This is a genomic window from Indolivaga capnocytophagoides, from assembly GCF_036511535.1.
GTDB classification, from domain to species: domain Bacteria; phylum Bacteroidota; class Bacteroidia; order Bacteroidales; family Dysgonomonadaceae; genus Dysgonomonas_A; species Dysgonomonas_A capnocytophagoides.
On record NZ_AP028867.1, the window covers coordinates 1888392 to 1911956 of the forward strand.

The following is a 23565-nucleotide window of genomic DNA, read 5'->3' on the forward strand; positions in this document are numbered from 1 at the left end:
AATTATTCATATATTTGCACTAGTATTCACTTAAAAAATTTGGAAATGTACAGATAAGAAACCACCACTACATACATTGGGTTTCGCTTCAATAATCTATTATTGAATTTAGTATCCGGCTTTGGATACATATCTGTCTTTCGTTTTATCAAACACATTATTGTAGAGGGTAGGTTTTTGACATCTTTGTTGTTGAATACATCTGCTCTGTTTGTTGTCGGGACATACGAAACTCACCTCTAAAATATCCAATTTCAAATAAAATACTGACTATTACTTAGTACTCAGCAACCCGATTTCTTCTTGAGATTTTATCTATACGGAAATTAATGTACTAATATGTAAATAATAAAAAAAAGAGAAAAAGGTTACTAATAAAAACGAACATAAAGAATGTCACTTTTGTAACCTTTCAAGAGTAAATAATTGAAAAATAACAACGTAAAAAGAGCCATTATGATGCAAAAAAGATTACCGACCATATTTACGGCTCTGATTCCACTAAAAACAGATTAACAACAATGAGTACGATCAATATTCAAAATATAAGCTATTCACACCCAGACAGGGAACCGTTATTCAAGAATATCTCCCTACAGATCAATGAAGGACAGAAAGTTGCAATAGTAGGCCCTAACGGCATAGGCAAAACAACTCTGTTCCGCATAATTTGTGACTATTGGAATCATCCGGAGATCAAAATCGATGAAACTCCACTATATATTCCTCAGCATATAGAATCGTACATCGACAGTTCTATTGCCGAAGTATTGGGTATCAACGACAAACTACAGGCTTTAGAGGCTATTTCGAATGGAAGTATCGAGCAATATTATTTCGATCTGCTGGATAATGATTGGGACGTAGAGAGCAAAGCTATAGCCGCTTTGTCTTTCTGGAATCTCAAAACTACCGACTTACATAAACCACTCAACTATCTGAGTGGAGGAGAAAGAGTAAAGGTGTTTTTTTCGGGAATGATCATGAGCAATCCAAAACTCGTGCTGCTGGACGAGCCCACCAATCACATAGACGAAAGCTCACGGGAGAAACTATATAAATGGATAGAGGAAACTCCGGCGACTCTGCTCATCGTAAGTCACGACAGGTACCTATTGAATCTTTTGACCGATATGTATGAACTTTCGGAAACTGGCATCAAATACTACGCGGGAAATTATGATTCGTATGTAACTCAAAAAAAACAGGAACAAGATGCACTGATAAGACAACTGGACTCACAAAGGCTCGAATTGAAGAAAGCCCGAAAGACACAGCAAGAAGTAGCCGAACGCAGACAGCGTCTCGAATCAAGAGGATCAGCCCAGACCGCTAAAAAATCATTAGCACGAATAGTAGCCAACACACGCAAAGCCAGTGCCCAGCAAACAACGTCAAATCTGGCCGATAAACATTCGAAAAAAATAGAAGATATAAACAAGTCTATTCAAAAACTGCAACAAAATATCGATAATACACATAAAATAAGAATCGCGGTTGAAGATTCGGTTCTTCATCAGGGCAAAATACTAATAGAAGCCGTCGGGATAAATTATGCATACAACGAAAAGAATATCTGGAAGAAAAATCTGGATTTTACGATCTTGAGTGGAGATAGTACACTGATTAAAGGCAGCAACGGATCGGGAAAAACAACTCTTATAAAACTCATTACTAATCGCTTGCAAACAACCTGCGGAGAATTAAAATCAACAGAAGAAGGTTTTCTGTATCTGGATCAGGATTATTCTCTGATCGACTTATCCCAAACCGTATACCGGCAAGCGCAAAGCTATAATATGAGTATGCCCGAAAGCGAAGTGAAACGCTGCCTCACCCATGCCGGCTTTTTTTCAGAGACATGGGATAAACCATGCTCGAAGCTCAGCGGAGGGGAGAAAATGAAGCTGTCGTTATGTTCTTTACTGATAGCCAATAAATCGCCGGATATACTGATTTTAGACGAGCCAACCAATAACCTGGATATCAACAGCATGCAGATATTAAGCAAAGCCATAAAAGAATATCACGGCAGTATTTTTGTAATAAGCCACGACAAATTCTTTGTAAATGAGTTAGATATAAATAATGAAATAGACCTAGACAATCAAACAGTCATCAATCTATAAAGCGTTAATAATCATTTCAATATCGCATATTTTTCGTATATTTGTTACATATTTAGATCAGAAAACTAAGGACGGAAGTCTCTTAACAAAACATATATTATGTCTGGACGTAAACCATTTAATTACTCTTTTTTATCCTTCTTTCATCACAATGTGAATGGCGGTATGCTGTTGATGATTACAGCCGTACTAGCCATGATTATAGCCAATTCGGCATGGGGCGGCATATATTCGGAGATATGGAACTACCCTATTTCGATGCAGATCGGAGGTTTCAATCTCTTCAGCCACCATGGTCATCCACTGACTTTAGCTAATTTTATAAATGACGGATTGATGGCTATATTCTTTTTTCATGTAGGGCTCGAAGTCAAGCGAGAAATATTGGTAGGAGAACTGTCCTCTTTTTCCAAAGCATCTTTACCGGTTATAGCCGCCGTAGGCGGAATGGTTTTACCTGTAGCTATTTACCTGTCTATTGCAGGTATTGCGCCCGAATCGAGAGGAGCCGCCATTCCGATGGCTACCGATATAGCTTTTTCATTGGGAGTATTGAGCTTATTAGGGAAAAGAGTACCCTTGGGCTTGAAAATATTCTTGATGGCATTTGCCGTAGTAGACGACATCGGGGGGATTTTGGTTATAGCTATTTTCTATTCAGCTAATATTCAGGCTGGCTATCTATTAATAGCCTTAGGATTATTCTTGCTGCTTTGTTTAGCTAATTATAAGAATATAAACTCCATACCTCTTTATATTCTGGTTGGTATCGCTATCTGGTATCTGTTTCTTCAATCGGGAGTACACAGTACCATCGCAGGAGTACTGACAGCTTTTGCGATTCCGGCCAGTCCCAGATTAGATGTAAGAAAATACATTGAACGGATAAGAACAAGCATAGAAGCTTTTCCGAAAGGCGAAAGCAGCGAAGTTATTCTATCGAAAGATCAGATAGCCGAGCTCAAAAACATAGAGGGGGCATCCAATAAAGTAATATCACCTCTGCAGTCTATCGAAGATCGTCTGCATGGGGTTGTCAATTACTTCATCATGCCATTGTTTGCATTCGTCAATGCAGGAATCGTCTTCGAAGGATCGCTTTCCGACTCGATAGGAAATGTTACTCTGGCTGTTTTCCTGGGTCTATTCGTAGGTAAGCTGGCAGGCATTTTTTCATTCACATGGATTGCTGTTCGCCTAAAGCTGGTATCATTACCTACAGGATGCAACTGGAAGGGAATATTAGGTATTTCGATACTTGGTGGAATAGGATTTACCGTTTCGCTCTTCATCGCCAACCTTTCATTCGGGCTGGATCATCTCGAGTTATTAAATCAGGCAAAAATAGGTATTGTAGCAGGAACACTAATCTCGGGACTCTTGGGATTCTTTATCCTGCACAAAACTCTACCCAAAACAGAATCAAAGAAAAGATAAAACGGCTTACAATAAAGTAATCGAAAATATCTATCAAACATAAAAACGGGGAAACCCGACAGATTTCCCCGTTTTTATGAAAATTCTATATTATCATACAGTAAGGTCTACAATCTCGGCTATCGGGCCGTTTGCTTTCACTGAAGTGATCCCATTCTCCCGACCAGCGACACTTTCATACATTTGGCTTGTACCTATTATTTGTCCATTGGTCGCTTTCAGATTGAAATAATATTTTCCGTTCGATGAATCCTTTTTTTCGTAACGCGAATCTTCAGGACTATTCTTTTTTACTGATTCTATCCCATTGATACAGTTTGGCTTTGTTGTATATCCCTCACTGGTAAGTATAATCTGACCATTGCCCGCTTTTAGATTGAATTGATATTCTCCGTTCTTTCTTGTTGAAATTTCAAATTTTGCCATAGTTTCAGAATTTTAGATTTTATTGTTCCTTATAAAACACTCAAATATGCAGATATGTTCAGCTATTATTTATATTAACACCCTACACATTTTCACTAAGAAACGAGGAAAAAGACACTTTTGAAAATCTTAAAAACTATAATCTTAGCAACAAACACACTCGTCAATCCTTTTACAGTAAGCAACAAAGGCAAATAAACCTCAAATATAGAAAACTAGATTTAAATTATATATAACTGATAGATAACATCTTACAAAACCAGAAAATCAAGAGTTAAATTAACACTTTAGCGCTAATTAATATTAATGCGATAATTTTAGCAAAATGACAAACTAATGATAAACAACAACTTAAACAAAACACCCAATTGTTAAAAATAATGTATACTATTGTGAGATTCCGAAACCTACGCTTTCTTTGCAATCGGAAAACAGATAATTATGACACATAACTATCAGATAACGAAAAGAAAATATTTATGAATAGTAAAGATAAGTCAATTCTTCAAGTACATTTAACGGACGAATTCATTTTACCTTATATGGTTGAAGATTATCTTTTATCAGAGCATTTAGGTGCTCAGGAAAACGAAGATGAAATACATAATGTAAGATACAATACTAACATAGCATTAAAAAACAGCCTTGTTAATATCAAATTATCAAGATTACAAATAATAGACTCTCCGTTTAATTCAAACTAAAGCTAAATTTTAATATAAAAACGTAGAACGATTATAATCAACTGTGAGTCTGGTCTTAATAGTATTCTCTACTCAACACTAAAAACAACAAACTATTATATATTATCTATGAACTATACCGCCAGATATTCTGTTGTAATAGAATTAAGGTATAACATAGGTTTGGAGAAATCAATACAATTATACAGTACTCTATTTTTGAGAGAAGGTTAATACAAGGGATCAATGAATGTATATTAACATATTATGCTCTTCTCTCTATATTATTAAGAAATATCAACTCAACACTCTAGAAGAAACAAGAAACACTTCTACTATAATCAATTCTACTCTAGATTTTCCCGAGCAACCGACTTCCACCGGTTCTCGGGAAAGTTTTTTTAACCTTTTGCCGACCCTGACGCAACATTATCTATATAGTCTCTTTTCAACAAGTCGAAGCATAACAAAAACAACGAAACAAGTAAAGGACCGAAGATAACTCCCCAGAATCCAAAAAGAGTCAACCCTATAACTACACCGAATATAGTTATAAGAGGATGAGTATCCGCAAGTTTTTTCTGGAGGAGAAACCTGATAACATTATCAACATTCGATATCACAGCCAGGGCGTAAATAGCCAAACCAATTCCCGAAGCAGTTTCTCCGGATAAAAAGAGATACAATGCCAATGGGAACCAAACCAATGCTGTACCCAACAAGGGTATAATTGTGGCAAAACAGGTTATAAACCCAAACAGTACGGGATCGGGAGCTCCGAATATAATGTATCCGACAGCCGCAATAGCTCCTTGTATAACAGCCAGCAAAGGAATCCCTATAGCATTGGAGCGTACTATAACATGAGTTTCGTTTATAATCTTCTTTTTGTTATTCTCACTGAAAGGCAGTATATCATAAATATATGTCTCCATTTGCCGCCCTCCAATCAACATAAAATACAACACAAACAACAGAACAAGACAATTAATAACAAAAGAACTTACTTCTCCTACAATCATCTGGGCAGCTTTAGAAATGTACGCTGTCATTGCGGATATATTGTCTGTACTAAGAAGATTATACCCTGTCTGAGCCTGAATCTTATTTATAAAATCATGTATTGTATTTATCAGTACACTAGGCTGTAGATCGTATGATTGTATTCGATTCACAAGCAGCCACAATACCAGAAAAGTAGGTATAAGAATACACAATATTACTTCAACAAGGATAATAGTAGCAGCAATACTTCTACGCAGCTTACGTGTTTCACTCATGTAGTTCATCTGATTTCTTACCATCAGATATAAAGTAAATGCACCCAATACCCCACTCAAAAAGGGAAGTGTTTCATAAATAATGATCACTCCCATAACCCCTACTATAATGATCAGCGACCATTTCCAATACTGCTCTTTCGACTTATCCATACGTTTTCTTATTATTAGATGTGATTCTATATTAGAAGTACCCTAGCGATATAAGAAAAAAACAATGCATAGTACAATATTGTTTAGAAAAAGGGCAATTCTATTTAACACGGACTATTGTTTCCACTCTGGCCTTAGTTGAATCGTTAGTCAAAGCAGTTACGTTACCCGAACAATTACTAAAATAGACATACCTATTCTTATCTTGAAAACGATAAACTTTGCACCCATCATGTTCAAACAGATAATCTATTTTGTATGTCTGGTTGTTTTCGGCTTGTCCTGTTGTAATTGGTTTGCCTGCATTACAGGAAATCAGGACTAGAATGACAAGCCCCATAGCAATCATAATTTGTAAAATATTTTTCATAATTTGTATTTTATAAATTCATTATTTTTTGAAATTCATCAATTAATGTACCTAAGTCACGTCCATCTATAAGCGCATGATGTACATGAATAGATACAGGCATCGATCGTACTCCATTTATTTCAGTCATTTTCCCGAATGAGATTTTTGGACAGCCTACCGAATCCCGGGTAAAGTTTGTAGCATGAGACAAAGATGAAAAATCGATCCAAGGAACAGCAGAATAATGTATGGCATTAACTTCCATACTCGGAGTAAGAGCCGTACTCTTACGTACTTCGTCCATACTTTTACGAGCTTCGGTCTGAAACTTCGAAAAATCTTCATGGTATTCCATACTACAAAAACCAAACGACCCATCGGGACGATCGACTGTAGACTCGGGATTGATATAATCATACCTGAAAACCTCATCACCCTCTATCCTATAATGAAATGACTCGATAGCATTTACAGCCATCGTACACCTATGGATATAATACAAAAAGAATGACAGCCCCATCTCCTTACATCGTTGGTAGGCATTAGTACAATCAATACGTACACATACACCATGAAATGGTTCGTCGAAATTTTTGAATAAGAGGAAATGCGCTCTTCTTGCCCATGAATCTATTTCGATTTTTTGTTTCATTACGAAGGTTTGTCTTTCTTACAAATATATAAAAAAACAGAAAAACTCTTTAAAAATTCACCTTAAAAATACCTTAAGCATGGTATTGCCTGTTGAAAGGTGCTACGTTAAATTTGCCAAAACGAATAAGACATCAAGTGAGGTATCAGATCAATTTATTATTTTTGCCTGTATAGCTGCAACAATTTGTTATAATTAATATGTGTTGCGCTGAACCTTTTATATGACCAATACTTATTCCTTAATTATTTAACGACCAGTAAAAAATACTATTATGAGCAAATTGAGATTCGAGACATTACAAGTTCATGCCGGACAAGAGGTTGACCCTGCAACTCACGCCAGAGCAGTACCCATTTATCAGACAAGTTCATATGTTTTTACAGATGCTCAGGATGGAGCCGATCTTTTTGCCCTGCGCAAATTAGGCAATATATATACCCGCCTGATGAATCCGACCAGTGATGTATTCGAAAAACGAATTGCAGCATTAGAAGGAGGAGCGGCTGCCTTAGCAACATCTTCGGGACAGTCAGCTCAGTTTTTAGCACTTAACAATATACTATCAGCCGGAGACAATTTCGTATCAACATCACACCTATACGGAGGAACATATAATCAGTTTAAGAACCAGTTTAAACGATTAGGCATCGAAACCAGATTTACCCCAAATGATACTCCCGATGAGTTTGAAAAACTGATTGATGATAAAACCAAAGCCATTTACCTAGAAACAATAGGTAATCCCGATCTTAACATTCCAGATTTTGATGCGATAGCCGCAGTAGCCGACAAGCATGGCGTACCCCTAGTAGTCGATAATACATTCGGAGCCGGAGGATACCTTTTCCGCCCGATTGAACATGGAGCCAGTATCGTTGTAGAAAGTGCCACTAAATGGATAGGAGGTCATGGGACTTCGGTTGGTGGAGTCATTATAGACAGTGGTAAATTCGACTGGAGCAACGGTCGTTTTCCCGAATTTACCGAACCTGCGGATAGTTATCACGGTCTCGTATTCTGGGATGCTTTCGGAGCAAACAGCCCATTCGGGAATATCGCATTCATCATGCGTGCCCGTGTAGAAGGACTCAGAGACTGGGGGAATGTCGCAAGCCCTTTCAACACATGGCTGTTCATTCAGGGGCTCGAAACGCTTTCGCTAAGAGTAGAACGACATGTCCAAAATACTCAAGCTGTTGCAGAATGGCTTGAAAAACATCCAAAAGTAGAGTACGTTAATTATCCGGGACTAAAGAGCAGCCCATACCACGAGCTCGCGAACAAATACTTTAAACATGGAGCAGGCTCTATCCTGACATTTAAAGTGAAAGGAGAAAGCAGGAAAGCCGATGAATTTATCAATAACCTGAATCTTTTCAGCCACTTGGCAAATGTAGGGGATGCTAAATCGTTGGTTATACATCCTGCGGCAACAACTCACGAACAATTATCTGAAGAAGAAAAAATAGCGACAGGTGCTATCCCCGGATTACTGCGCTTGTCAATAGGTATCGAAAACATCAACGATATCCTCGAAGATTTAGAGCAAGCTTTTGAGAAAATATAATCAAGCCAATCAATACAAAAAGAGACTGTCCTTAAAATAAAAGGGACAGTCTTTTTATATATTAAGCTAGTGGATGTTTATAAAGTGTTAGTTCCAAAGCTGCTGATTTTATCGAGCAGCCAATTCTTTCTGATATTTTTTATAATATTCACTGCTTCCGAAAGGTTCTTTTGGAAAAGAAGAATCATTTAACTCAGGCATCGAGTAAAGTCCGTCTCCTATAAACCAAGGATAGTAACCGATATAATTCTTCACGTAAAAGACCAGCTTATTATCAGCCTCCTGTTGTACATTATTATAAAATATCTGATCTGCATATTCGCCGCAAAATGCCAGATAATCAAGAGAACCATCTTTTCGCTTAATAGTTATTGCAATACGGGTATCGGGAGTTCCGCTATTCTGAGCAGGACGAAGCAGATCAATCCGATCTTTAATCTTTCTGATCTTCGAAGTGTCAGCTATAACTGCATCTATTACTCCATGATAACTTTCTTTAGCAAAATCAGGTACGTTTTTCTTTAAACTTTCAGGAGACACAGGCGAAGGAGATTCGAACTGATAATTATAGAACAAAGCGAAGATCGTATCAATTCTTGTGTCTGCAACTTTCAACTCGGATTTATTCTCTTTCAAACTTTCTTGTTGAGGATTGTGTCCACCACATGCCAGCATACCCAATACCGACACAAGCATAAAAATAGAGTACTTAATATATTTCATAGCCATTTTAAGTAAATGAAGATATTTAACAACAATATTCAAGATATAATAAGCTAAAATTGTTACTAGCCAAAGTAATAAATAGGTCTGCAACCTTATTATTTTACAACCGGTAAGACTTAACACATTAAAGGTAATAAGAACAAAAGAATAGACAAACACTAGATACTAAAAATCGCGTCTCCAATTAGGTATTTGAGGTACTCTATCCAGGATTTTCGGCTGTCGGCCAAGACGTTTCACGATAGTCAGCTGGAGACTCATTGTACTAATCCCCCTATTCATGTTTTCCGAATAAAATGTATATATCTGATTATCAAAAAACGAAGTAGATATAGACCATTCATCGCCATGATATCCCATTGCTACACGAGGATTGAATGACGGATAAAGATCCGGTTTGTGCTTTCCTACCTTATTGATACTTTCTGTTCCGACATTGGCTCCGACAGTCATTGAGCAGGAGATGAAATATTTGCGTTTAATAATCCAAGTATAAGCATACCCGAGATTGACGCCTATTTGTATGTTTTTCTGAACACTACTAATACTGTCGACCCTTCCCTTCTTATCCGTTACAACAATATCATTTCCGGCCTCAATTTTATTCTTATATACGCCGCCACCTAATATAAAACTACCAACCGACCTCAGTTGTAATTCACTCAGGTCGAATGCGGATTTATACGAAAACCGATTTCCATTGAATACATAAAAGCCCGAAACTCCGTATTGAGTAACTTTCGCATCGGGGGTTATCTCGAATGGAATATCTTCATCGTCATGCTGTTTATACATGCCCTTATGCTTCTGCAGTACAAAATCCAGCACGATTTTTCTCCCGTAATAATGATATTGGAAAGCTAAAGTACGGGTTCTTCCTCGCTCTCTGTCTCTCATAAAAGGAAATCCATATGAGCCGCTGAGTGACGAATTGTTCCACGTTACTCCCAACCCAATACTTAACGGACGATTTGTGCGATATTCAAAATCTTGATAATCATCAACATTAAAGTCCTGTGTGATGGATGTATAATTCTGAACAAAATAAGTCTTCAACGAAAAATTTTGCTTAAAGGGTCTGATATACAAACTATCGACTTGCGAATGGGCTGTATACACAGAAATAAAAAATAGAACCGCCGATACGATCCATTTATTTATAAAATTGCTTTTAGGCAATAGTGAGCTTAGTACAGACAATTTACTATTCTTGCTGATTGTCATATATGATGCAGCTGTTAGTGCAGAGAATCTTCCTTACCTTAATTATTCTTGCGGGCTTCAGACCAAGTATTATGCACAAAATATGTAGAATAAAACTCTGCATCTGAATTTTTCAGAACAAAAATAGGAAAAATATGCAACGAAATAAAAATTTATCAATCTATACAAGTAGAGTTAAGTGATTATTTCCATTTAATAATCCAGAGCTATAGATCTCCATGATAAATATTATATTTATTTGAGATATTGTAGATGCAACTAATGTTGTTTTTCTTTAATTTTGTACCTTAAAAGGCAAAGTGTCTCAAAGACACTACTTAATAAGCACACCTAATAATATCTAGAAATGAAAAAAATTGTCTCATTGTGGTTATTCTTTTTATCTTTTACTCTATGTATTGGGCAAAATGAGAAAACAGTAGATATGAGAAGCCCCGGAACTTTATCCATGCTATTATCCCATAACGATATGGAAGAAACTACACTCTTAAAAATAACAGGCAGGATGAATGCTAAAGACTTCGGTACTATTGATTCATACATGAACAGCCTGAAGGTACTAGATCTTAAGGATGTAAAAATCGAAACATATACGGGAGTAATCAAGCCGCAGGAACCATCTGCCGTATATCCTGAAAATCAAATCCCATCCAAATCATTACAGAACAAAAAACTGCTGACACAAATTATCCTGCCGGACAATTTAACGGTAATAAGAGAAGGAGCATTTTCGGGCTGCTCAAATCTGACTTCAATTGTTTTACCTCATTCTTTAAAGGTTATTGCAAAAAAATCATTTTATGAATGCACATCCTTAACTTCAATAGAAATCCCCAGTTCGGTTATCTCTATTGAAGACATGGCTTTTAGCAAATGCACAAGACTATCCGAGATAAAACTAAACGAGGGGCTCCGCAGTATAGGAAAATCAACTTTTAGCAGTTGTTCTTCTCTGGAAGAAATAAATCTGCCTCACTCTTTAACATCAATCGGCGAAACAGCTTTCGAAAACTGCAAAATACTAAAACATATATACACTCAGAATCCTGAGCCTATAAATTTACCGAAGGAACCTACAACCCGCTATCTTGAAGCATATAAGCAAATAACATTATACGTTCCTGCAAATGCTGTACAGAAGTATTCAGCCGCATACAAATCGTATAAATTCAAACATATCAAACCTATAGATTAAAACAATATATAAAACTAAATAAAGAACAGCGCAATTTTTCAAACTGCGCTGTTCTTATTTTATCACTCGATAAGTTTTTGAGTTTTACCTGCTCTTCTTTTTCATGTCTTTAATCATCCCGAAGCACACAAAAAACAAGAATAATCCGGCTATTGATATCACAAACCAAAGGAACAATGGTTTTTCGAACCACATAAGGTCACGCTTATCGGATGACTCATCGTCTTGCAATTTCACTGGTATAGATGTGGTTACAATTGGAAGATCTTCCGGTATATCCTTTATAAAATGTGCCACATCATATTGTGGAGACGATTGATAATTCTTGTGCCGGACAACAATAGTATACTTCTGCCCGTTATCGAGGTATGCACACAAATAACGATTAAGACCATAAGCCTGTATCGAATCGATTGCCAATGGAGCATTATCGTTGTTATCAATGATCAACCGGCTATCGGAAGAGAACACTACATTATCAAAGAAAAATGTATTTGTTCCTTTAGACGATAAATTGGTCGAAAAGCTAATCCTACCGTCTGCCTCCAATCTGATATTCCGATAATAATCCGGTTTACTTTTTATTCCAAAAACAAGCTTACTCACTTTATAATTATATTTCAGATCCGGAAACTCAATATATGTACGTCTATCTGTACTGTCTTTTACTATAAAGTTCCCCAGATTAACCGGTGACAATTGTCCGTAAATATTGGAATTGCTAAATTTTCCGATCTTCAGTATCTCCACTGGGCTGCGCTGGTCTGTAGTCAGCCTGAGTTCGTAATACTTATAATTCCCTTTGGGCACATCTATCACAAGTATCTCGCTATTATCGGTTTGCCCGAATCCCGAGTATGTGGCATCACTCTGCCGCTTTACAATATACCACTGTTTAAGGTCATTGCTGCCTCTCACCTGTACATACTTAGCGGCTTCGGCATTACGCACAATGACATAAATACGGCTAATTTCTTCTAAAGAGTTATTATATATAATCTGGGTATTCACACTATCCCGGATAGAGACGCTCTCTATCTTGTAGGGCGTAAAACTGCTGATTTCTTTTACCGGATTATCAGAACGGACAAAATACGGAACTTCCTTGCCTTGACTATCAAGAATACGCACATCTCCGAAATTACTTTTAAGAGAACATCCTATCAGTTGTTGATTCAACTCAATATTGTAATAACCTGCCTGAGATACACCTCCTTCGATTTCCGACCGATACCAATCTTTAGCAAACCCGTGAAACGAAGACAGAATACTCAATACAAATACTAAAACACTATATTTCATACAGGCATTAATTTAAAGGATTATTATTGGGGGTTTCCTCCACTTCGGGAGAATCATCTTTCATAAGAACCTTAATTTTTTGCTGGAGAAAAGATACCATCAGTAAAATAGCTCCTAAAATAACAAACGATATAATACGCCCTCCCATAGACATCTGCCATATATCTATCGCATAAAATTTCACAATAATAATTCCAAAGCCGAATAAAGATATCTTCCGAAGCATCACTTCTTTCGAACGAAGTCCCCAAATCATTAAAACAAGAGCAATGACTCCCCATAAAATAGGATACCCAAACGTATGCATATCGTACAAAACGTCATGGTAATTATCCTCATTGCCTAGTAACATAATAGCAATATTGTCGGCTTCGACACTCAATGTTATCACCGAAAGAATACAGATACATGCACTCAGAAACGCGAATTTTTCAGGGAATATTCCCTTAATTCTTTTTGCCAGATACAGCGTGATCACAGCAGCGGCAGGCAATGACAATAAGTGCAATGCAAAATATCCAACGCAATAATATTCGCTGTTCAGCACATACACAGAATGTCTGAGCCCGGTCGACAATATAGGATAAATAAGAGTATACAGAACCAACGAAGCTAAAAGTAAACTAAATAAAGTCTTTACCCGATAATTCTTTTTACCATATACGATGCTCAGTACAGCAACAAATACAATAGAATATGTAGCAAGAACCAAGCGATTGAAATATGGCACGAGGTTATCCACTTCGATACGTGTCGCTATCTGATAATTCAGTTCAAGAAGAGGAATCAGATAGATAAGAAGGAGACCTGCATACTTTAGCGCAGAAATTATTTGCTGTGAAGAAATATCTATAGATCCGAGGAACAAAACACCATCATTCTTCGTTTCACGACTCAAAAGAAAGATATTAGAGATTACCGCACCCAGAACAACTAATCCCGTTATAAACATACGGTTCAGAATAACAGTATATAAATTTCCGTCTGGAACATATCCGTCACCTAAGTCCATAATATAAGAAAGTGACACAAGAGCGCAGATCGTCAGAAATCCCCAAAAGAATATATTGATCCGGGACTTTTGCCATAAAAACAGCAGAACAACGGTCTCGGCTGCCCAAAACATCGTTATAGCATTTCCGTTAAGCTGTACCGGAATGGCCAGACTCGTAAAAGTCAAAACAACACCTATCAGCAAATAGATAAGATTACGGTCGAAATGACTTTTCCTATATACAAAAAACAAAATCACAGCATTGATCACAGCCAAAATAATGGTGATAATACCCTTAATCTGATAGATACCATCGAATATATAAATAAGAGCGAGGTAAAAGGCCAAATTGTTACTGAGTATTATCAGTACCTGAAAACGCGTAATTTTAGCCCCAGCCTTAGCATGTTCGAGTAGAGCCAGCAAATAAAACTGAGCAAAAAATAATGCAGCAAATATTGTAGCTCCTTCATACTCATCTCTAAAATTAAAAGTCAGCCACGAGGTAAAGAATAACAATGTAAGAGGATATGCTACCATACAGATAGCCTTCCATCCTTTACGGGAAGCCAAAACCAACATGCCTGTATTCAGTATGAAGATATATGTAAATAATACGACATAGTTACCTTCGCCTGTACTCACCATCATAGGAGCCGCAAATCCTCCGAGCAACGAAAATATAGCCAATTCTTTACGATCATATAGAAGCGACAGTATAACCGAAAATATCGTAATACAGACAACCATTATAAACGCCGGTGTTTGTCCAAACAACCCGTATTCCTGAAAAGCAATCGTAACTGTGATATACAATACAGCGATACCTCCACCTACCAATATAGAAGAAAATAATTGATATTTTTCTTTCAACCGATGAGCGACACCTATTATAATAGCCCCGGTGAGGACACCGATACCGACCCGTCCTATTTCGTTAATCCAATTTTGGTCAATGGCATATTTCACAAAAAACGCTATCCCCAGAACAAAGGTAACTATACCGATCTTGCTCAAGGTATTGGCAGACAATAGCCGTTCAACTAAACTCCGGTCATCTTGTTCCTGATTATCTTCAATAACTCGTTCTGCAGATTGGGACAATATACGCTCAAATGGAGCTATCGACTGGCTGTTATTTGAAAAAGCAGCATAAACAGGAGTCTCTTTTTCTTCAACAGGCTGCAATATCTGCTCTTCGGCAGGAGCCTCATATTGATCATTTAAGACTATCGTTTCTAGAATCTCCAGCTTATCCATAGCTTTTGATTTCAAGATTTCGTCGGGAACCTCATCCGCTACAGGTTCGGGAACAGACACCTCGTTCTGAGACAAGATATCTGAATGCCGGATTGATAATTGTTTTATCTCATCCCTTATTTCTTTAATATCCTCTCTCGTAGCAACCTGCTTTCGAAGATTCTCCAACGATTTTTTGATATCATACAAATCATTATAAAAAAACTGATCTGTAGAGCTTTGTATTCCTTTTATTTTCAGAGCTATAAACAATAATAGTCCGAATATAATTACTCCCAATAATATTTCCATAATTAAAAGGTTTCTAACCTGTTATTACTTTAACAATAAAAAAGACTCTGCTTTATGATCGCTAATATACCGATTTTAGTACTATTCAATATAAAATATCTCGAAATACCGTTTTTCTCTGCCTGAATATCCTTATTGAAAAGGTTACAAAGGTTACTGCGAAATTGCACACTTTCTCGGATGACACCTTTTTACGGTTAATCTGATTTCAAAGCCCCCTTTCTATATAGATAAAATAAAAAGAGTTACATCACTCCCATTCATCATTGAGCTGAAATATTGTTTTACCGATGATCGGATGCACAATTTCAGAAGCAATATCCGATAATGGCTGAAGGACAAACTTCCGTTCATGCAGATGCTTGTGAGGTATAATCAGATGGGGAAGTTCTACAATCGAACTGTCATACAACAAAATATCTATATCTATACACCGATCCGAATACACCTCATTGACAGATTTGCTCCGCCTGCCCAATTCCCGTTCTATAACCTGCGTACACTCGAGGACTTCTTCAGCCGAAAGTTTGGTTTTTACCAGACAAGCAGCATTTACAAAAGTATTATCAGACTCAAACCCTTCCGGCAAGGTTTCATACAGAGGTGACAATGCCTCAATATGTCCTATCCTTATCTGAATATTCCTGACCGCAGACATCAACAATTCGACCTTATCACCCAGATTAGAACCTAAGCCCAGATATACATCATGCAGAGTTTCCGATTTATTCATAAATAGTAGAGTCTGTTTAAATTTTATAGCAATATCTTATCTTTGGAAGACAAATATAAAGCCTAATTCAGAATCCACTCTACTTTACAGTTAATCTTTTGCCATCATGTGTAACCTTTACTGTAAATTTTCGGTAGAATATTTCAAAATCTTTATTTTTGTTATTTTATGTCAAGATATTATTATTAATAAAGACAAGTTGACTTATTTTTACAGCTAAAGTCTGTACCTTCGGGGGGCTTTATCAGAGAATAAGAAGCCGATAGAATTGGATGACATATTATATTGATCCGGCTATCTGCTATAACAATACTTATAAAAGCAACAATTAACAATCGCCGAAACGAAGGCGAGGAAAATAAGTCAGAGTTCTTAAACATTACACCTTGCAATGATTATACATAGTTTTACTAATGATTACAGCGAAGGATGTCATCCGGCTATACTGGAAGCCTTAACACGTTCCAATATGGAACAGCAGGCCGGATATGGTGATGACGAATACTCGAAAAGAGCCGAACAGCATTTACGCAATCTTACAGAAAAACCCGATGCAGATATATATCTGGTTTCCGGTGGTACTATTGCAAACTTACTGGTTTTGTCTTCAATCCTTAAACCATTCGAATCCGTGATAGCTGCGGATACAGGACATATCAACACCCACGAAGCAGGAGCAATAGAAGCTACAGGACATAAAGTAGAGATTGTTTCGTCTCCGGATGGTAAACTTTGTCCGGACGATATCCAACCACTGCTCGAAAAATTTCCTGAATATCATACAGTACGCCCACGTGTAGTTTATATCTCTAACTCTACGGAAATAGGGACTATATACACAAAAATGGAGTTGATAGAATTGTCTGAATTCTGCCGTACCAATGATCTTTATCTTTTTATGGACGGAGCTCGTTTGGCATCTGCCCTTACTGCTTCATCGAACGAACTTACACTAAAAGACATAGCCTGCCTCACCGATGTTTTTTACTTGGGAGGAACCAAAAGCGGAGCTCTTTTCGGAGAAGCCATTGTGATTACCAACGATAATCTGAAAAAAGATTTCAAATACCATCAAAAGCAACGCGGCGCAATGCTTGCCAAAGGACGTACCTTAGGTATACAATTCGACACCTTGTTAAAAGATGGTTTGATATTCGATCTGTCACGGCATGCAAACAATATGGCAGCCAAAATTACAAAGGCTCTAAAAAAAATGGATCATCACAATTTTCTGACCGATTCGGATACCAATCAGATATTTCCGGTACTACCATTGAGAACCATCGAAGAATTGGAAAAACGATACGATTTCTACATATGGGAGCATATAAACAGTGAAGAAGCCGCTATACGCATGGTTACATCGTGGGCTACACCCGAAGTCAAAGTAGACGCTTTCATTGCCGACTTAGAACGCTGGCTGTAAAACCATCATAACCGAAATAAAAATAAGCCGTGGTTCAATTCAAATGATCTACGGCTTATTTTTATTTAAAGGATGGAAGTTCCATATCTGCATATCTGCTCCAATACAAAATCAGCCCTCTCAGATACAGGTAAGCAAGGGACCTCTTTTACGGTATATCCACAATCAGTGTAGCTGCGTTTCATGACTTTATCTGTTTCTACAGCAGTAACAAAACTTTGTTTTCGCTCATTATCTGTCTCATATATATCTTTCCAGGGAGGCAGAATAAATACCAAGGGGTTATATCGGTATGCACCGACAGCCTTTATAAGGGCTTCATTGATCCTAAAATTCATCAACTGCTCATATCCGTATGTATCAGGGATACCCCGATCGAAGAAGTAAAGCTCGTTACAGTCAATCCTCTCTGTAAAATCTCGAACCGAATAAGAGAGCATCAACTCCGAATACTTCTTGCTATCGAGCCAAGGCAAAGCATTTCCATTACATCTTAACTGATCTTTTATTATCTCGCGGGCAACCTCTGCAACACACAGATACCCCCTACCCTTCAATTCTTCAATTAAAGTCGTTTTTCCTACACCGGGACCTCCGGTTAGAATATAAAAATTATCTTTCATTTTCATACTTCCATCATTTATAAGGCCGCAGACCTATTTATTGACTCTGTAAACATAAATGCTCTCGTACGTAAGGATTATTTGTGTCGGGAAAAATCAACACTTGGGGAAGTAATCAGAATAAAGAGAAGAAAAAAATGGAGGCTTATAAAAGGAAGACTCCAAATATATATATAATAAATATATGATGTAACATCATTTCAGATAAGGCAGTATCTCTGTTATTTTATCAATACGTATTAGATTAGGGCTTATAATCTTCTTATCTGTAGTTTCGTGTGCCCATGTTGTATGAAAAGGCACATAAGCGGCATAAGCCCCTAACTCGATGACCGGAACAATATCTGACTTCATTGAATTGCCTATCATCAAAAAATTTTCAGGTCTGCAATCTAACTGTCTCAATAATTTTCGATAATCATCGGACTGTTTATCACTGACAATTTCCACATGATGGAAGTAATGTTCAAGAGACGACCTTCTGAGCTTTCGCTCCTGATCGAGCAAATCTCCTTTTGTAACGACCACCAGCTTATAACGTCCACTCAATTTCGAAAGTACATCCTGTACACCGTCTAATAACTCAACTGGCTTTTGCATAATTCCTTTACCAAGTTGTACTATCTCAAACAAAGCATCCTGAGAAATCTTATTCTCTGATATGCTGAGTGCAGCTTCTACCATCGACAGGGTAAATGCTTTTACACCAAAGCCAAGCAAATCCATATTACGGATCTCCACTTTCAGTAATTCTTCGGCAACCGATTCGTAAGGAATATACTCCGACAATAATTCCCTAAAACGAAACTCAGCTTCGTCAAAGTAAGATTGGTTTACCCATAGTGTATCATCGGCATCAAAACCTATTATTCGAATATCATTCATAATCAAGAAATCTCAGACCTATCTATCTGCTTTGGTAAGTAAAACAGACAAAGCCTGTTATACTAATCAAACATCTTATCTGTTTAGATTACAATACTCTGACAGAGCCTGCTCCTTTTATCTTTTGTTTAGTAATTTGGGGATTTCCTTTATATGCAATTTCGCCCTTTCCTTTTATTTCAATGCTCAGCTTTTCCAGCGCATTAACCTCCATATTGCCACTGCCTTTGAGATTACATTCCAATTCATCGACAGCTAGCCCCGAAGCTTTAATATCCCCCGTACCTGACAGTTCGAACTTAGCCTTGTGGCATTGGCCAGCAAGATTCAGTTCATTTGCTCCCTGCAATTTAAATTCGGACTTTTCATAAATCAGGTTCTCGGCATTGAGGTCTCCGACTCCCTTCATTTCTATTTTTAGTTCACTGCCCGCAATAGAACCTTTTAGAGTAACATTGGATGCACCCTTGCTTTCTATGTATTTTAAACTGGGAGAATTAGTATACACGACAAAACGGCTGGGATTTATACTTTCTCTTGCTTTAATATTCAAACTGCGCCCCTTGGTTTTAATATCCACCAGAGGAATAATATTATCATCCGCTTCTACACGAAGGTAAGCAGCCTCATCGGGCTTGGCCTCGTATATTACATCAAAAGCTCCTTCGACACGTATTTCACTATAAATATCGACTGGTATTTCATGAGCAATTACATTACCGTCTCCCTCAACAGCCTTTCCTTTGCATGAAGCCAAAGCCAAAACAGCAAAGCAACAGCTGTAAACAATAGTCCGAATAGTTGTTTTCATAATATAATATGTTTAATTTTCAGGTAAATGAATTGAATAAAAAGGTCTGCGACCTTATTGCTCAACACCGGCCAATTCTTTGCCTTTGTTTACATAGCTCATATCACCCATGGTGTGAACAGTAAATTTACCTGCAGTATATGTTACTTTACAAACAGCGGCATTATCTAAAGCACCTTTCAATAAGTCTTTTCCTCCCAAATTATGCAATAAACAAATAATACTCATACCATGAGCAATTACAAGTATTGTTTTATCCTGTCCGTCAGCAGATTCTTTTGCAGCAATCTCCTTCAGGGCAGACTGTGCACGTTCTTCAACCTGAGCGAAACTTTCAGCAATGCCCATCCTGTCGAGTTTGTTTATCGCATCCAGAGTATCACTATGTGATGCTTTGCCAGAAAATATATCGTTATACATATCTTCGAGACGGGTATAGTGCATGTACAAAGCGGCATCTCCCCACATACGGTGATTAGATCCGGCTTCGTAACTACCAAAACAAGCTTCTCTGAATCCAAACATCTCTGTCACCGACAAATCGGGTTGTCCTTTTGCCTTCAATACCGTTTGTGCAGTCTGGCGTGTGCGGCGTAGATCACTGCAATATGCAGCATCGAATGATATATCTTTGAATCCTTTACCGAGATACTCAGCAACTTTAATACCTTCGTCAGTAAGTGGCGAATCGCACCATCCCTGAACTTTATCTAATGTATTCATCAATGTTTTGCCATGGCGGACAATATAAAAAACAAGAGTAGAAGCCATAAATTTTATTATCTTAAGGTCTCAGACCTATTTATTACCTGTGTAAGTGTAAATACAACTGATTGCTACATCATATTGCTTCAGATACTTACTGTTTACTTAATACCTAATATAACCGAATAAAAAATGGTTATCCATACAAATATAACTCTTTTTGCCGACAGAATAACTTATAATCTCAACATCCGCACTATATTCTAAAAAAACACAGCAGACTGTAATCCCTACAGCCTGCTGCCAAATACCTAGTCTCCTTCAGACGAGTTAAGTCTCAATAAGACATATATATTACAAAAAATAAAAAACATATCTTAAACACTAATTTCTGAAAGAAAAAAAAATGCGCCTAAGCATCAATACGTGTATGTTATAAATAGATATAGATATCATCATTCAGATTCTTATTGTTCTTAATACTCCCAAAAAGATCTGTGGATTATTGTATACGACAATGTAGCAGGATATAGACTACCTGAGGGACAAATCATTTATTCGAGTTCTGTTCAAAATCTTATGAAACAAAGATATAGTATAAGAAACATATGACAAATGACAACATCTTATTTTATAATTAAATAACAGGGGTGAAGTATTCAATATAACATTTTTTCACATTTATACAAAAAAAGCAGGCTCCGATCGTAACCGGAGCCTGCTTTATCTGATATTACAGGAATATTACTGCAATCTTTTTACTCTATACAATAATTGTTGAAGAGCTTCTTCATAATCATCGATAATAGCCTGAGTAAATGCTTCTGTAAAGTATTTACGGCCATCTTCGACTACATCATAAAATCCGCTTACATGTTTTACCAAGTCAGCAGGAGTTTTTGTTTCAGGAATAACAATAGTCAAATCATTAGCCTGAGCATAAGTAGTTTCAACCAAACGATCTGTTGCTTCAGACAGGTCTTCCAAAGCCTGATCGATAGCAATATGTTGTGCATAGCTTGCTACACCCGTAACATGCCAATGGTATAATTTCAAACTGTTGTTAAATGCGACAATTTGTCCTACAAATGCGCCCACTTCTTTTGTTGATACTGTGATTCCTTTTGTTTTCTTCAATGTTGTAGTACTCATAGCTTTATAGTTTAATTTGTTTCTGTATTGTAGTATATAAACGTTGTAAGCCCGAAATTGTTCACTTTCAGAGACATATATTTTGTTGATACGAATATATACATAAACTATTATTTATATCTCATTTTTAGTATATTTATTCAATAAAATTATCATTATCAGATATGCCGATACGTAACGCATGGTCTGCGGATTGCAGCCGAATAAAAGATCTTCTTGATCAGCTAGGGTACGAATACCCTGTGGAAACAATCAATATAAGGCTCGACAAACTTCTAAAGTCCGGAAGCGACGAAGTGTTTGTTTATACCGACGACAATATAGTTGTTGGATTTATAACACTCCATTACTCCATTCAGCTAGCCTTCGACGGGGATTTTTGTGAAATAGGATATTTTGTCGTAGACAAAAAAGTACGAAGCAAGGGCATAGGTAAAGAGCTTGAAGAATTTGCCATCCAAAAAGCTCAGGATAAAGGGTGCTCAGCCATTAATGTATTTAGCCGGAAAGAAAGACACGACGCCCATCGCTTTTATGAAAGACAAGGATACCACGAAATAACGAAGTTTTTCACCAAAGACATGAAATAAATCATCTCTATTAGTCTATTAGCGTCAAAGCTTTTCTGCCTCCTTCTGCTTACCTACCCTATACCCCAATGTTAATTGGGCACAGTCATACCCATGATCATAAAAATGGGAAAGAACATTTGTATCTTTTTCTATGCGATTGATGGTCATTGGTTCAATAGGACGAATAACGACCGCACGTCCTTCTTCTTCGAGCTTCTCCACAAGCTCGAGCTGCCTGTTATAAATTTCATTCCGCTGATTTATTGCCTCCCTCATCTTAGGGTATTTACGAAAAAAGATGGCGGGTAACTTAAGGCCATCCGTTTTTTTCCGGTATCCTTTGTTGCGGGTAACGACAATGATCATTTTCTCATATCCCTTATACATGGCTCGTTCCACAGGAATAGAATCGCAAACTCCACCATCGAGCATGGGAACTTTATCAACCTCAGTTATGGGAGAAAAAAAGGGCATACTACTCGATGCTTTTAGAATATCGAGCAGGCGGTTATGATCTTTATACTCCTCTTTATATTCTGCTTTACCGGTGATACAATTACTGACTACAATCTCGAAACGGGTATCGGTTTTCTCATAGGTCGGAAAATCGAACGGCAATATCCGATTAGGAAAATCATCGAATAACAGATCGAAATCCATCATGTTACGCTTCTTTACAAAGTGCTTAAAGCCTATGTATTTATACTTATCAAGCAGCTCTATATTACTATACCTGGCTCTTCCTCTCTGTCTCGAAATAAAAGAAGCTCCGTTACAGGCTCCTGCCGAAACTCCTACCATATAAGGAAAATAGAAATTATTATCCATCATCCAATCCAATACACCGCAGGTAAAAACTCCTCTCAATGCACCACCCTCAAGCACTAAAGCCGTATTATCAAATTCGACACGATTTATATCATCCATAATCAATTAAGGTCTTAGACCTGTATTCTTTTCATTAACTAAAAAAGAAGATGCTTC

The 23565-nt window shown here is 37.2% G+C and carries 22 protein-coding genes; 7 read left to right on the plus strand and 15 right to left on the minus strand.

Annotated features, from left to right (window positions below):
* Nucleotides 1-521 precede the first annotated feature (521 nt).
* Together AABJ51_RS07735 and nhaA are read left to right on the plus strand one after the other, a co-directional pair.
* A complete protein-coding gene (locus AABJ51_RS07735) occupies nucleotides 522-2129 on the plus strand; it encodes an ABC-F family ATP-binding cassette domain-containing protein (RefSeq protein WP_338375297.1) in 1608 nt (535 codons plus the stop codon).
* Between the two features lie 99 nt (nucleotides 2130-2228).
* Nucleotides 2229-3566: a Na+/H+ antiporter NhaA gene (gene nhaA / locus AABJ51_RS07740; protein WP_338375299.1), complete on the plus strand. Its 1338-nt coding sequence runs from the start codon at nucleotides 2229-2231 to the stop codon at nucleotides 3564-3566.
* A 93-nt stretch (nucleotides 3567-3659) separates the two neighbouring features.
* On the opposite strand, the gene AABJ51_RS07745 is transcribed toward nhaA, so the two are convergent.
* Nucleotides 3660-3992 carry a YegP family protein gene (locus tag AABJ51_RS07745; RefSeq protein ID WP_026627821.1) on the minus strand — a complete coding sequence of 111 codons (333 nt, stop codon included), beginning with the start codon at nucleotides 3990-3992 and terminating at the stop codon, nucleotides 3660-3662.
* Between the two features lie 479 nt (nucleotides 3993-4471).
* On the opposite strand from AABJ51_RS07745, the gene AABJ51_RS07750 reads away from it, so the two are divergent.
* The gene (locus AABJ51_RS07750) at nucleotides 4472-4696 is read left to right on the plus strand and encodes a hypothetical protein (protein WP_338375302.1); all 225 of its coding nucleotides are present in this window, start codon (nucleotides 4472-4474) and stop codon (nucleotides 4694-4696) included.
* A 380-nt stretch (nucleotides 4697-5076) separates the two neighbouring features.
* Here the strand turns inward: AABJ51_RS07750 and AABJ51_RS07755 are convergent, their stop codons facing one another.
* From AABJ51_RS07755 to AABJ51_RS07765, 3 genes are all read right to left on the minus strand, one after another.
* A complete protein-coding gene (locus AABJ51_RS07755; RefSeq protein ID WP_338375304.1) occupies nucleotides 5077-6108 on the minus strand; it encodes an AI-2E family transporter in 1032 nt (343 codons plus the stop codon).
* Nucleotides 6109-6208: 100 nt separating this feature from the next.
* Nucleotides 6209-6478, minus strand: a complete 270-nt coding sequence (locus tag AABJ51_RS07760) for a DUF4884 domain-containing protein (RefSeq protein WP_338375306.1) — start codon at nucleotides 6476-6478, stop codon at nucleotides 6209-6211.
* 10 nt (nucleotides 6479-6488) lie between these two features.
* On the minus strand, nucleotides 6489-7112 hold the full coding sequence (locus AABJ51_RS07765) for a CatA-like O-acetyltransferase (RefSeq protein ID WP_338375308.1): 624 nt from the start codon (nucleotides 7110-7112) through the stop codon (nucleotides 6489-6491).
* A gap of 274 nt (nucleotides 7113-7386) precedes the next feature.
* Here AABJ51_RS07765 and AABJ51_RS07770 point away from each other — a divergent pair, with 274 nt between their 5' ends.
* Nucleotides 7387-8682, plus strand: coding sequence for an O-acetylhomoserine aminocarboxypropyltransferase/cysteine synthase family protein (locus tag AABJ51_RS07770; protein WP_338375311.1), 1296 nt, complete (start codon nucleotides 7387-7389; stop codon nucleotides 8680-8682).
* A 108-nt stretch (nucleotides 8683-8790) separates the two neighbouring features.
* Here AABJ51_RS07770 and AABJ51_RS07775 read toward each other — a convergent pair whose 3' ends face one another.
* Nucleotides 8791-9405: a hypothetical protein gene (locus AABJ51_RS07775; protein ID WP_338375313.1), complete on the minus strand. Its 615-nt coding sequence runs from the start codon at nucleotides 9403-9405 to the stop codon at nucleotides 8791-8793.
* A gap of 168 nt (nucleotides 9406-9573) precedes the next feature.
* The gene (locus AABJ51_RS07780; RefSeq protein WP_338375316.1) at nucleotides 9574-10632 is read right to left on the minus strand and encodes a DUF4421 family protein; all 1059 of its coding nucleotides are present in this window, start codon (nucleotides 10630-10632) and stop codon (nucleotides 9574-9576) included.
* Between the two features lie 346 nt (nucleotides 10633-10978).
* Between AABJ51_RS07780 and AABJ51_RS07785 the strand changes: the two genes are divergently transcribed.
* Nucleotides 10979-11827, plus strand: coding sequence for a leucine-rich repeat domain-containing protein (locus AABJ51_RS07785; protein ID WP_051290880.1), 849 nt, complete (start codon nucleotides 10979-10981; stop codon nucleotides 11825-11827).
* A gap of 84 nt (nucleotides 11828-11911) precedes the next feature.
* Here AABJ51_RS07785 and AABJ51_RS07790 read toward each other — a convergent pair whose 3' ends face one another.
* The 3 genes from AABJ51_RS07790 to folK all read right to left on the minus strand — a co-directional run bounded on the left by AABJ51_RS07790 (nucleotide 11912) and on the right by folK (nucleotide 16407).
* Nucleotides 11912-13129 (minus strand): hypothetical protein, encoded by a 1218-nt coding sequence (locus AABJ51_RS07790; protein WP_321577267.1) that lies wholly within the window; start codon nucleotides 13127-13129, stop codon nucleotides 11912-11914.
* 7 nt (nucleotides 13130-13136) lie between these two features.
* Nucleotides 13137-15674 (minus strand): DUF2339 domain-containing protein, encoded by a 2538-nt coding sequence (locus tag AABJ51_RS07795; RefSeq protein WP_338375318.1) that lies wholly within the window; start codon nucleotides 15672-15674, stop codon nucleotides 13137-13139.
* Nucleotides 15675-15924: 250 nt separating this feature from the next.
* On the minus strand, nucleotides 15925-16407 hold the full coding sequence (folK, locus tag AABJ51_RS07800; protein ID WP_338375320.1) for a 2-amino-4-hydroxy-6-hydroxymethyldihydropteridine diphosphokinase: 483 nt from the start codon (nucleotides 16405-16407) through the stop codon (nucleotides 15925-15927).
* A gap of 391 nt (nucleotides 16408-16798) precedes the next feature.
* On the opposite strand from folK, the gene AABJ51_RS07805 reads away from it, so the two are divergent.
* Nucleotides 16799-17833, plus strand: coding sequence for a threonine aldolase family protein (locus AABJ51_RS07805; RefSeq protein ID WP_035332297.1), 1035 nt, complete (start codon nucleotides 16799-16801; stop codon nucleotides 17831-17833).
* Nucleotides 17834-17898: 65 nt separating this feature from the next.
* Here the strand turns inward: AABJ51_RS07805 and AABJ51_RS07810 are convergent, their stop codons facing one another.
* The 5 genes from AABJ51_RS07810 to AABJ51_RS07830 form a co-directional block, all read right to left on the minus strand.
* Nucleotides 17899-18462: an AAA family ATPase gene (locus tag AABJ51_RS07810; protein ID WP_026627834.1), complete on the minus strand. Its 564-nt coding sequence runs from the start codon at nucleotides 18460-18462 to the stop codon at nucleotides 17899-17901.
* 189 nt (nucleotides 18463-18651) lie between these two features.
* Entirely contained in the window at nucleotides 18652-19344 is a 693-nt protein-coding gene (locus AABJ51_RS07815; RefSeq protein ID WP_026627835.1) for an HAD family hydrolase, read from the minus strand.
* Nucleotides 19345-19429: 85 nt separating this feature from the next.
* Nucleotides 19430-20152 (minus strand): head GIN domain-containing protein, encoded by a 723-nt coding sequence (locus tag AABJ51_RS07820; RefSeq protein ID WP_134436490.1) that lies wholly within the window; start codon nucleotides 20150-20152, stop codon nucleotides 19430-19432.
* Between the two features lie 54 nt (nucleotides 20153-20206).
* Entirely contained in the window at nucleotides 20207-20923 is a 717-nt protein-coding gene (locus AABJ51_RS07825; protein ID WP_338375325.1) for a histidine phosphatase family protein, read from the minus strand.
* Nucleotides 20924-21601: 678 nt separating this feature from the next.
* A complete protein-coding gene (locus AABJ51_RS07830; protein WP_026627838.1) occupies nucleotides 21602-22009 on the minus strand; it encodes a DUF5856 family protein in 408 nt (135 codons plus the stop codon).
* Nucleotides 22010-22173: 164 nt separating this feature from the next.
* Here AABJ51_RS07830 and AABJ51_RS07835 point away from each other — a divergent pair, with 164 nt between their 5' ends.
* Nucleotides 22174-22599 (plus strand): GNAT family N-acetyltransferase, encoded by a 426-nt coding sequence (locus AABJ51_RS07835; protein WP_026627839.1) that lies wholly within the window; start codon nucleotides 22174-22176, stop codon nucleotides 22597-22599.
* Between the two features lie 24 nt (nucleotides 22600-22623).
* On the opposite strand, the gene AABJ51_RS07840 is transcribed toward AABJ51_RS07835, so the two are convergent.
* Nucleotides 22624-23508: a patatin-like phospholipase family protein gene (locus tag AABJ51_RS07840; RefSeq protein ID WP_338375328.1), complete on the minus strand. Its 885-nt coding sequence runs from the start codon at nucleotides 23506-23508 to the stop codon at nucleotides 22624-22626.
* Nucleotides 23509-23565: the final 57 nt, after the last annotated feature.

Bases quoted from the DNA above. Each gene is read 5' to 3' on its own strand.
- AABJ51_RS07735 (WP_338375297.1), top strand. From the start codon at position 522: ATGAGTACGATCAATATTCAAAATATAAGCTATTCACACCCAGACAGG.
- nhaA (WP_338375299.1), top strand. From the start codon at position 2,229: ATGTCTGGACGTAAACCATTTAATTACTCTTTTTTATCCTTCTTTCAT.
- AABJ51_RS07745 (WP_026627821.1), bottom strand. From the start codon at position 3,992: ATGGCAAAATTTGAAATTTCAACAAGAAAGAACGGAGAATATCAATTC.
- AABJ51_RS07750 (WP_338375302.1), top strand. From the start codon at position 4,472: ATGAATAGTAAAGATAAGTCAATTCTTCAAGTACATTTAACGGACGAA.
- AABJ51_RS07755 (WP_338375304.1), bottom strand. From the start codon at position 6,108: ATGGATAAGTCGAAAGAGCAGTATTGGAAATGGTCGCTGATCATTATA.
- AABJ51_RS07760 (WP_338375306.1), bottom strand. From the start codon at position 6,478: ATGAAAAATATTTTACAAATTATGATTGCTATGGGGCTTGTCATTCTA.
- AABJ51_RS07765 (WP_338375308.1), bottom strand. From the start codon at position 7,112: ATGAAACAAAAAATCGAAATAGATTCATGGGCAAGAAGAGCGCATTTC.
- AABJ51_RS07770 (WP_338375311.1), top strand. From the start codon at position 7,387: ATGAGCAAATTGAGATTCGAGACATTACAAGTTCATGCCGGACAAGAG.
- AABJ51_RS07775 (WP_338375313.1), bottom strand. From the start codon at position 9,405: ATGAAATATATTAAGTACTCTATTTTTATGCTTGTGTCGGTATTGGGT.
- AABJ51_RS07780 (WP_338375316.1), bottom strand. From the start codon at position 10,632: ATGACAATCAGCAAGAATAGTAAATTGTCTGTACTAAGCTCACTATTG.
- AABJ51_RS07785 (WP_051290880.1), top strand. From the start codon at position 10,979: ATGAAAAAAATTGTCTCATTGTGGTTATTCTTTTTATCTTTTACTCTA.
- AABJ51_RS07790 (WP_321577267.1), bottom strand. From the start codon at position 13,129: ATGAAATATAGTGTTTTAGTATTTGTATTGAGTATTCTGTCTTCGTTT.
- AABJ51_RS07795 (WP_338375318.1), bottom strand. From the start codon at position 15,674: ATGGAAATATTATTGGGAGTAATTATATTCGGACTATTATTGTTTATA.
- folK (WP_338375320.1), bottom strand. From the start codon at position 16,407: ATGAATAAATCGGAAACTCTGCATGATGTATATCTGGGCTTAGGTTCT.
- AABJ51_RS07805 (WP_035332297.1), top strand. From the start codon at position 16,799: ATGATTATACATAGTTTTACTAATGATTACAGCGAAGGATGTCATCCG.
- AABJ51_RS07810 (WP_026627834.1), bottom strand. From the start codon at position 18,462: ATGAAAATGAAAGATAATTTTTATATTCTAACCGGAGGTCCCGGTGTA.
- AABJ51_RS07820 (WP_134436490.1), bottom strand. From the start codon at position 20,152: ATGAAAACAACTATTCGGACTATTGTTTACAGCTGTTGCTTTGCTGTT.
- AABJ51_RS07825 (WP_338375325.1), bottom strand. From the start codon at position 20,923: ATGGCTTCTACTCTTGTTTTTTATATTGTCCGCCATGGCAAAACATTG.
- AABJ51_RS07830 (WP_026627838.1), bottom strand. From the start codon at position 22,009: ATGAGTACTACAACATTGAAGAAAACAAAAGGAATCACAGTATCAACA.
- AABJ51_RS07835 (WP_026627839.1), top strand. From the start codon at position 22,174: ATGCCGATACGTAACGCATGGTCTGCGGATTGCAGCCGAATAAAAGAT.
- AABJ51_RS07840 (WP_338375328.1), bottom strand. From the start codon at position 23,508: ATGGATGATATAAATCGTGTCGAATTTGATAATACGGCTTTAGTGCTT.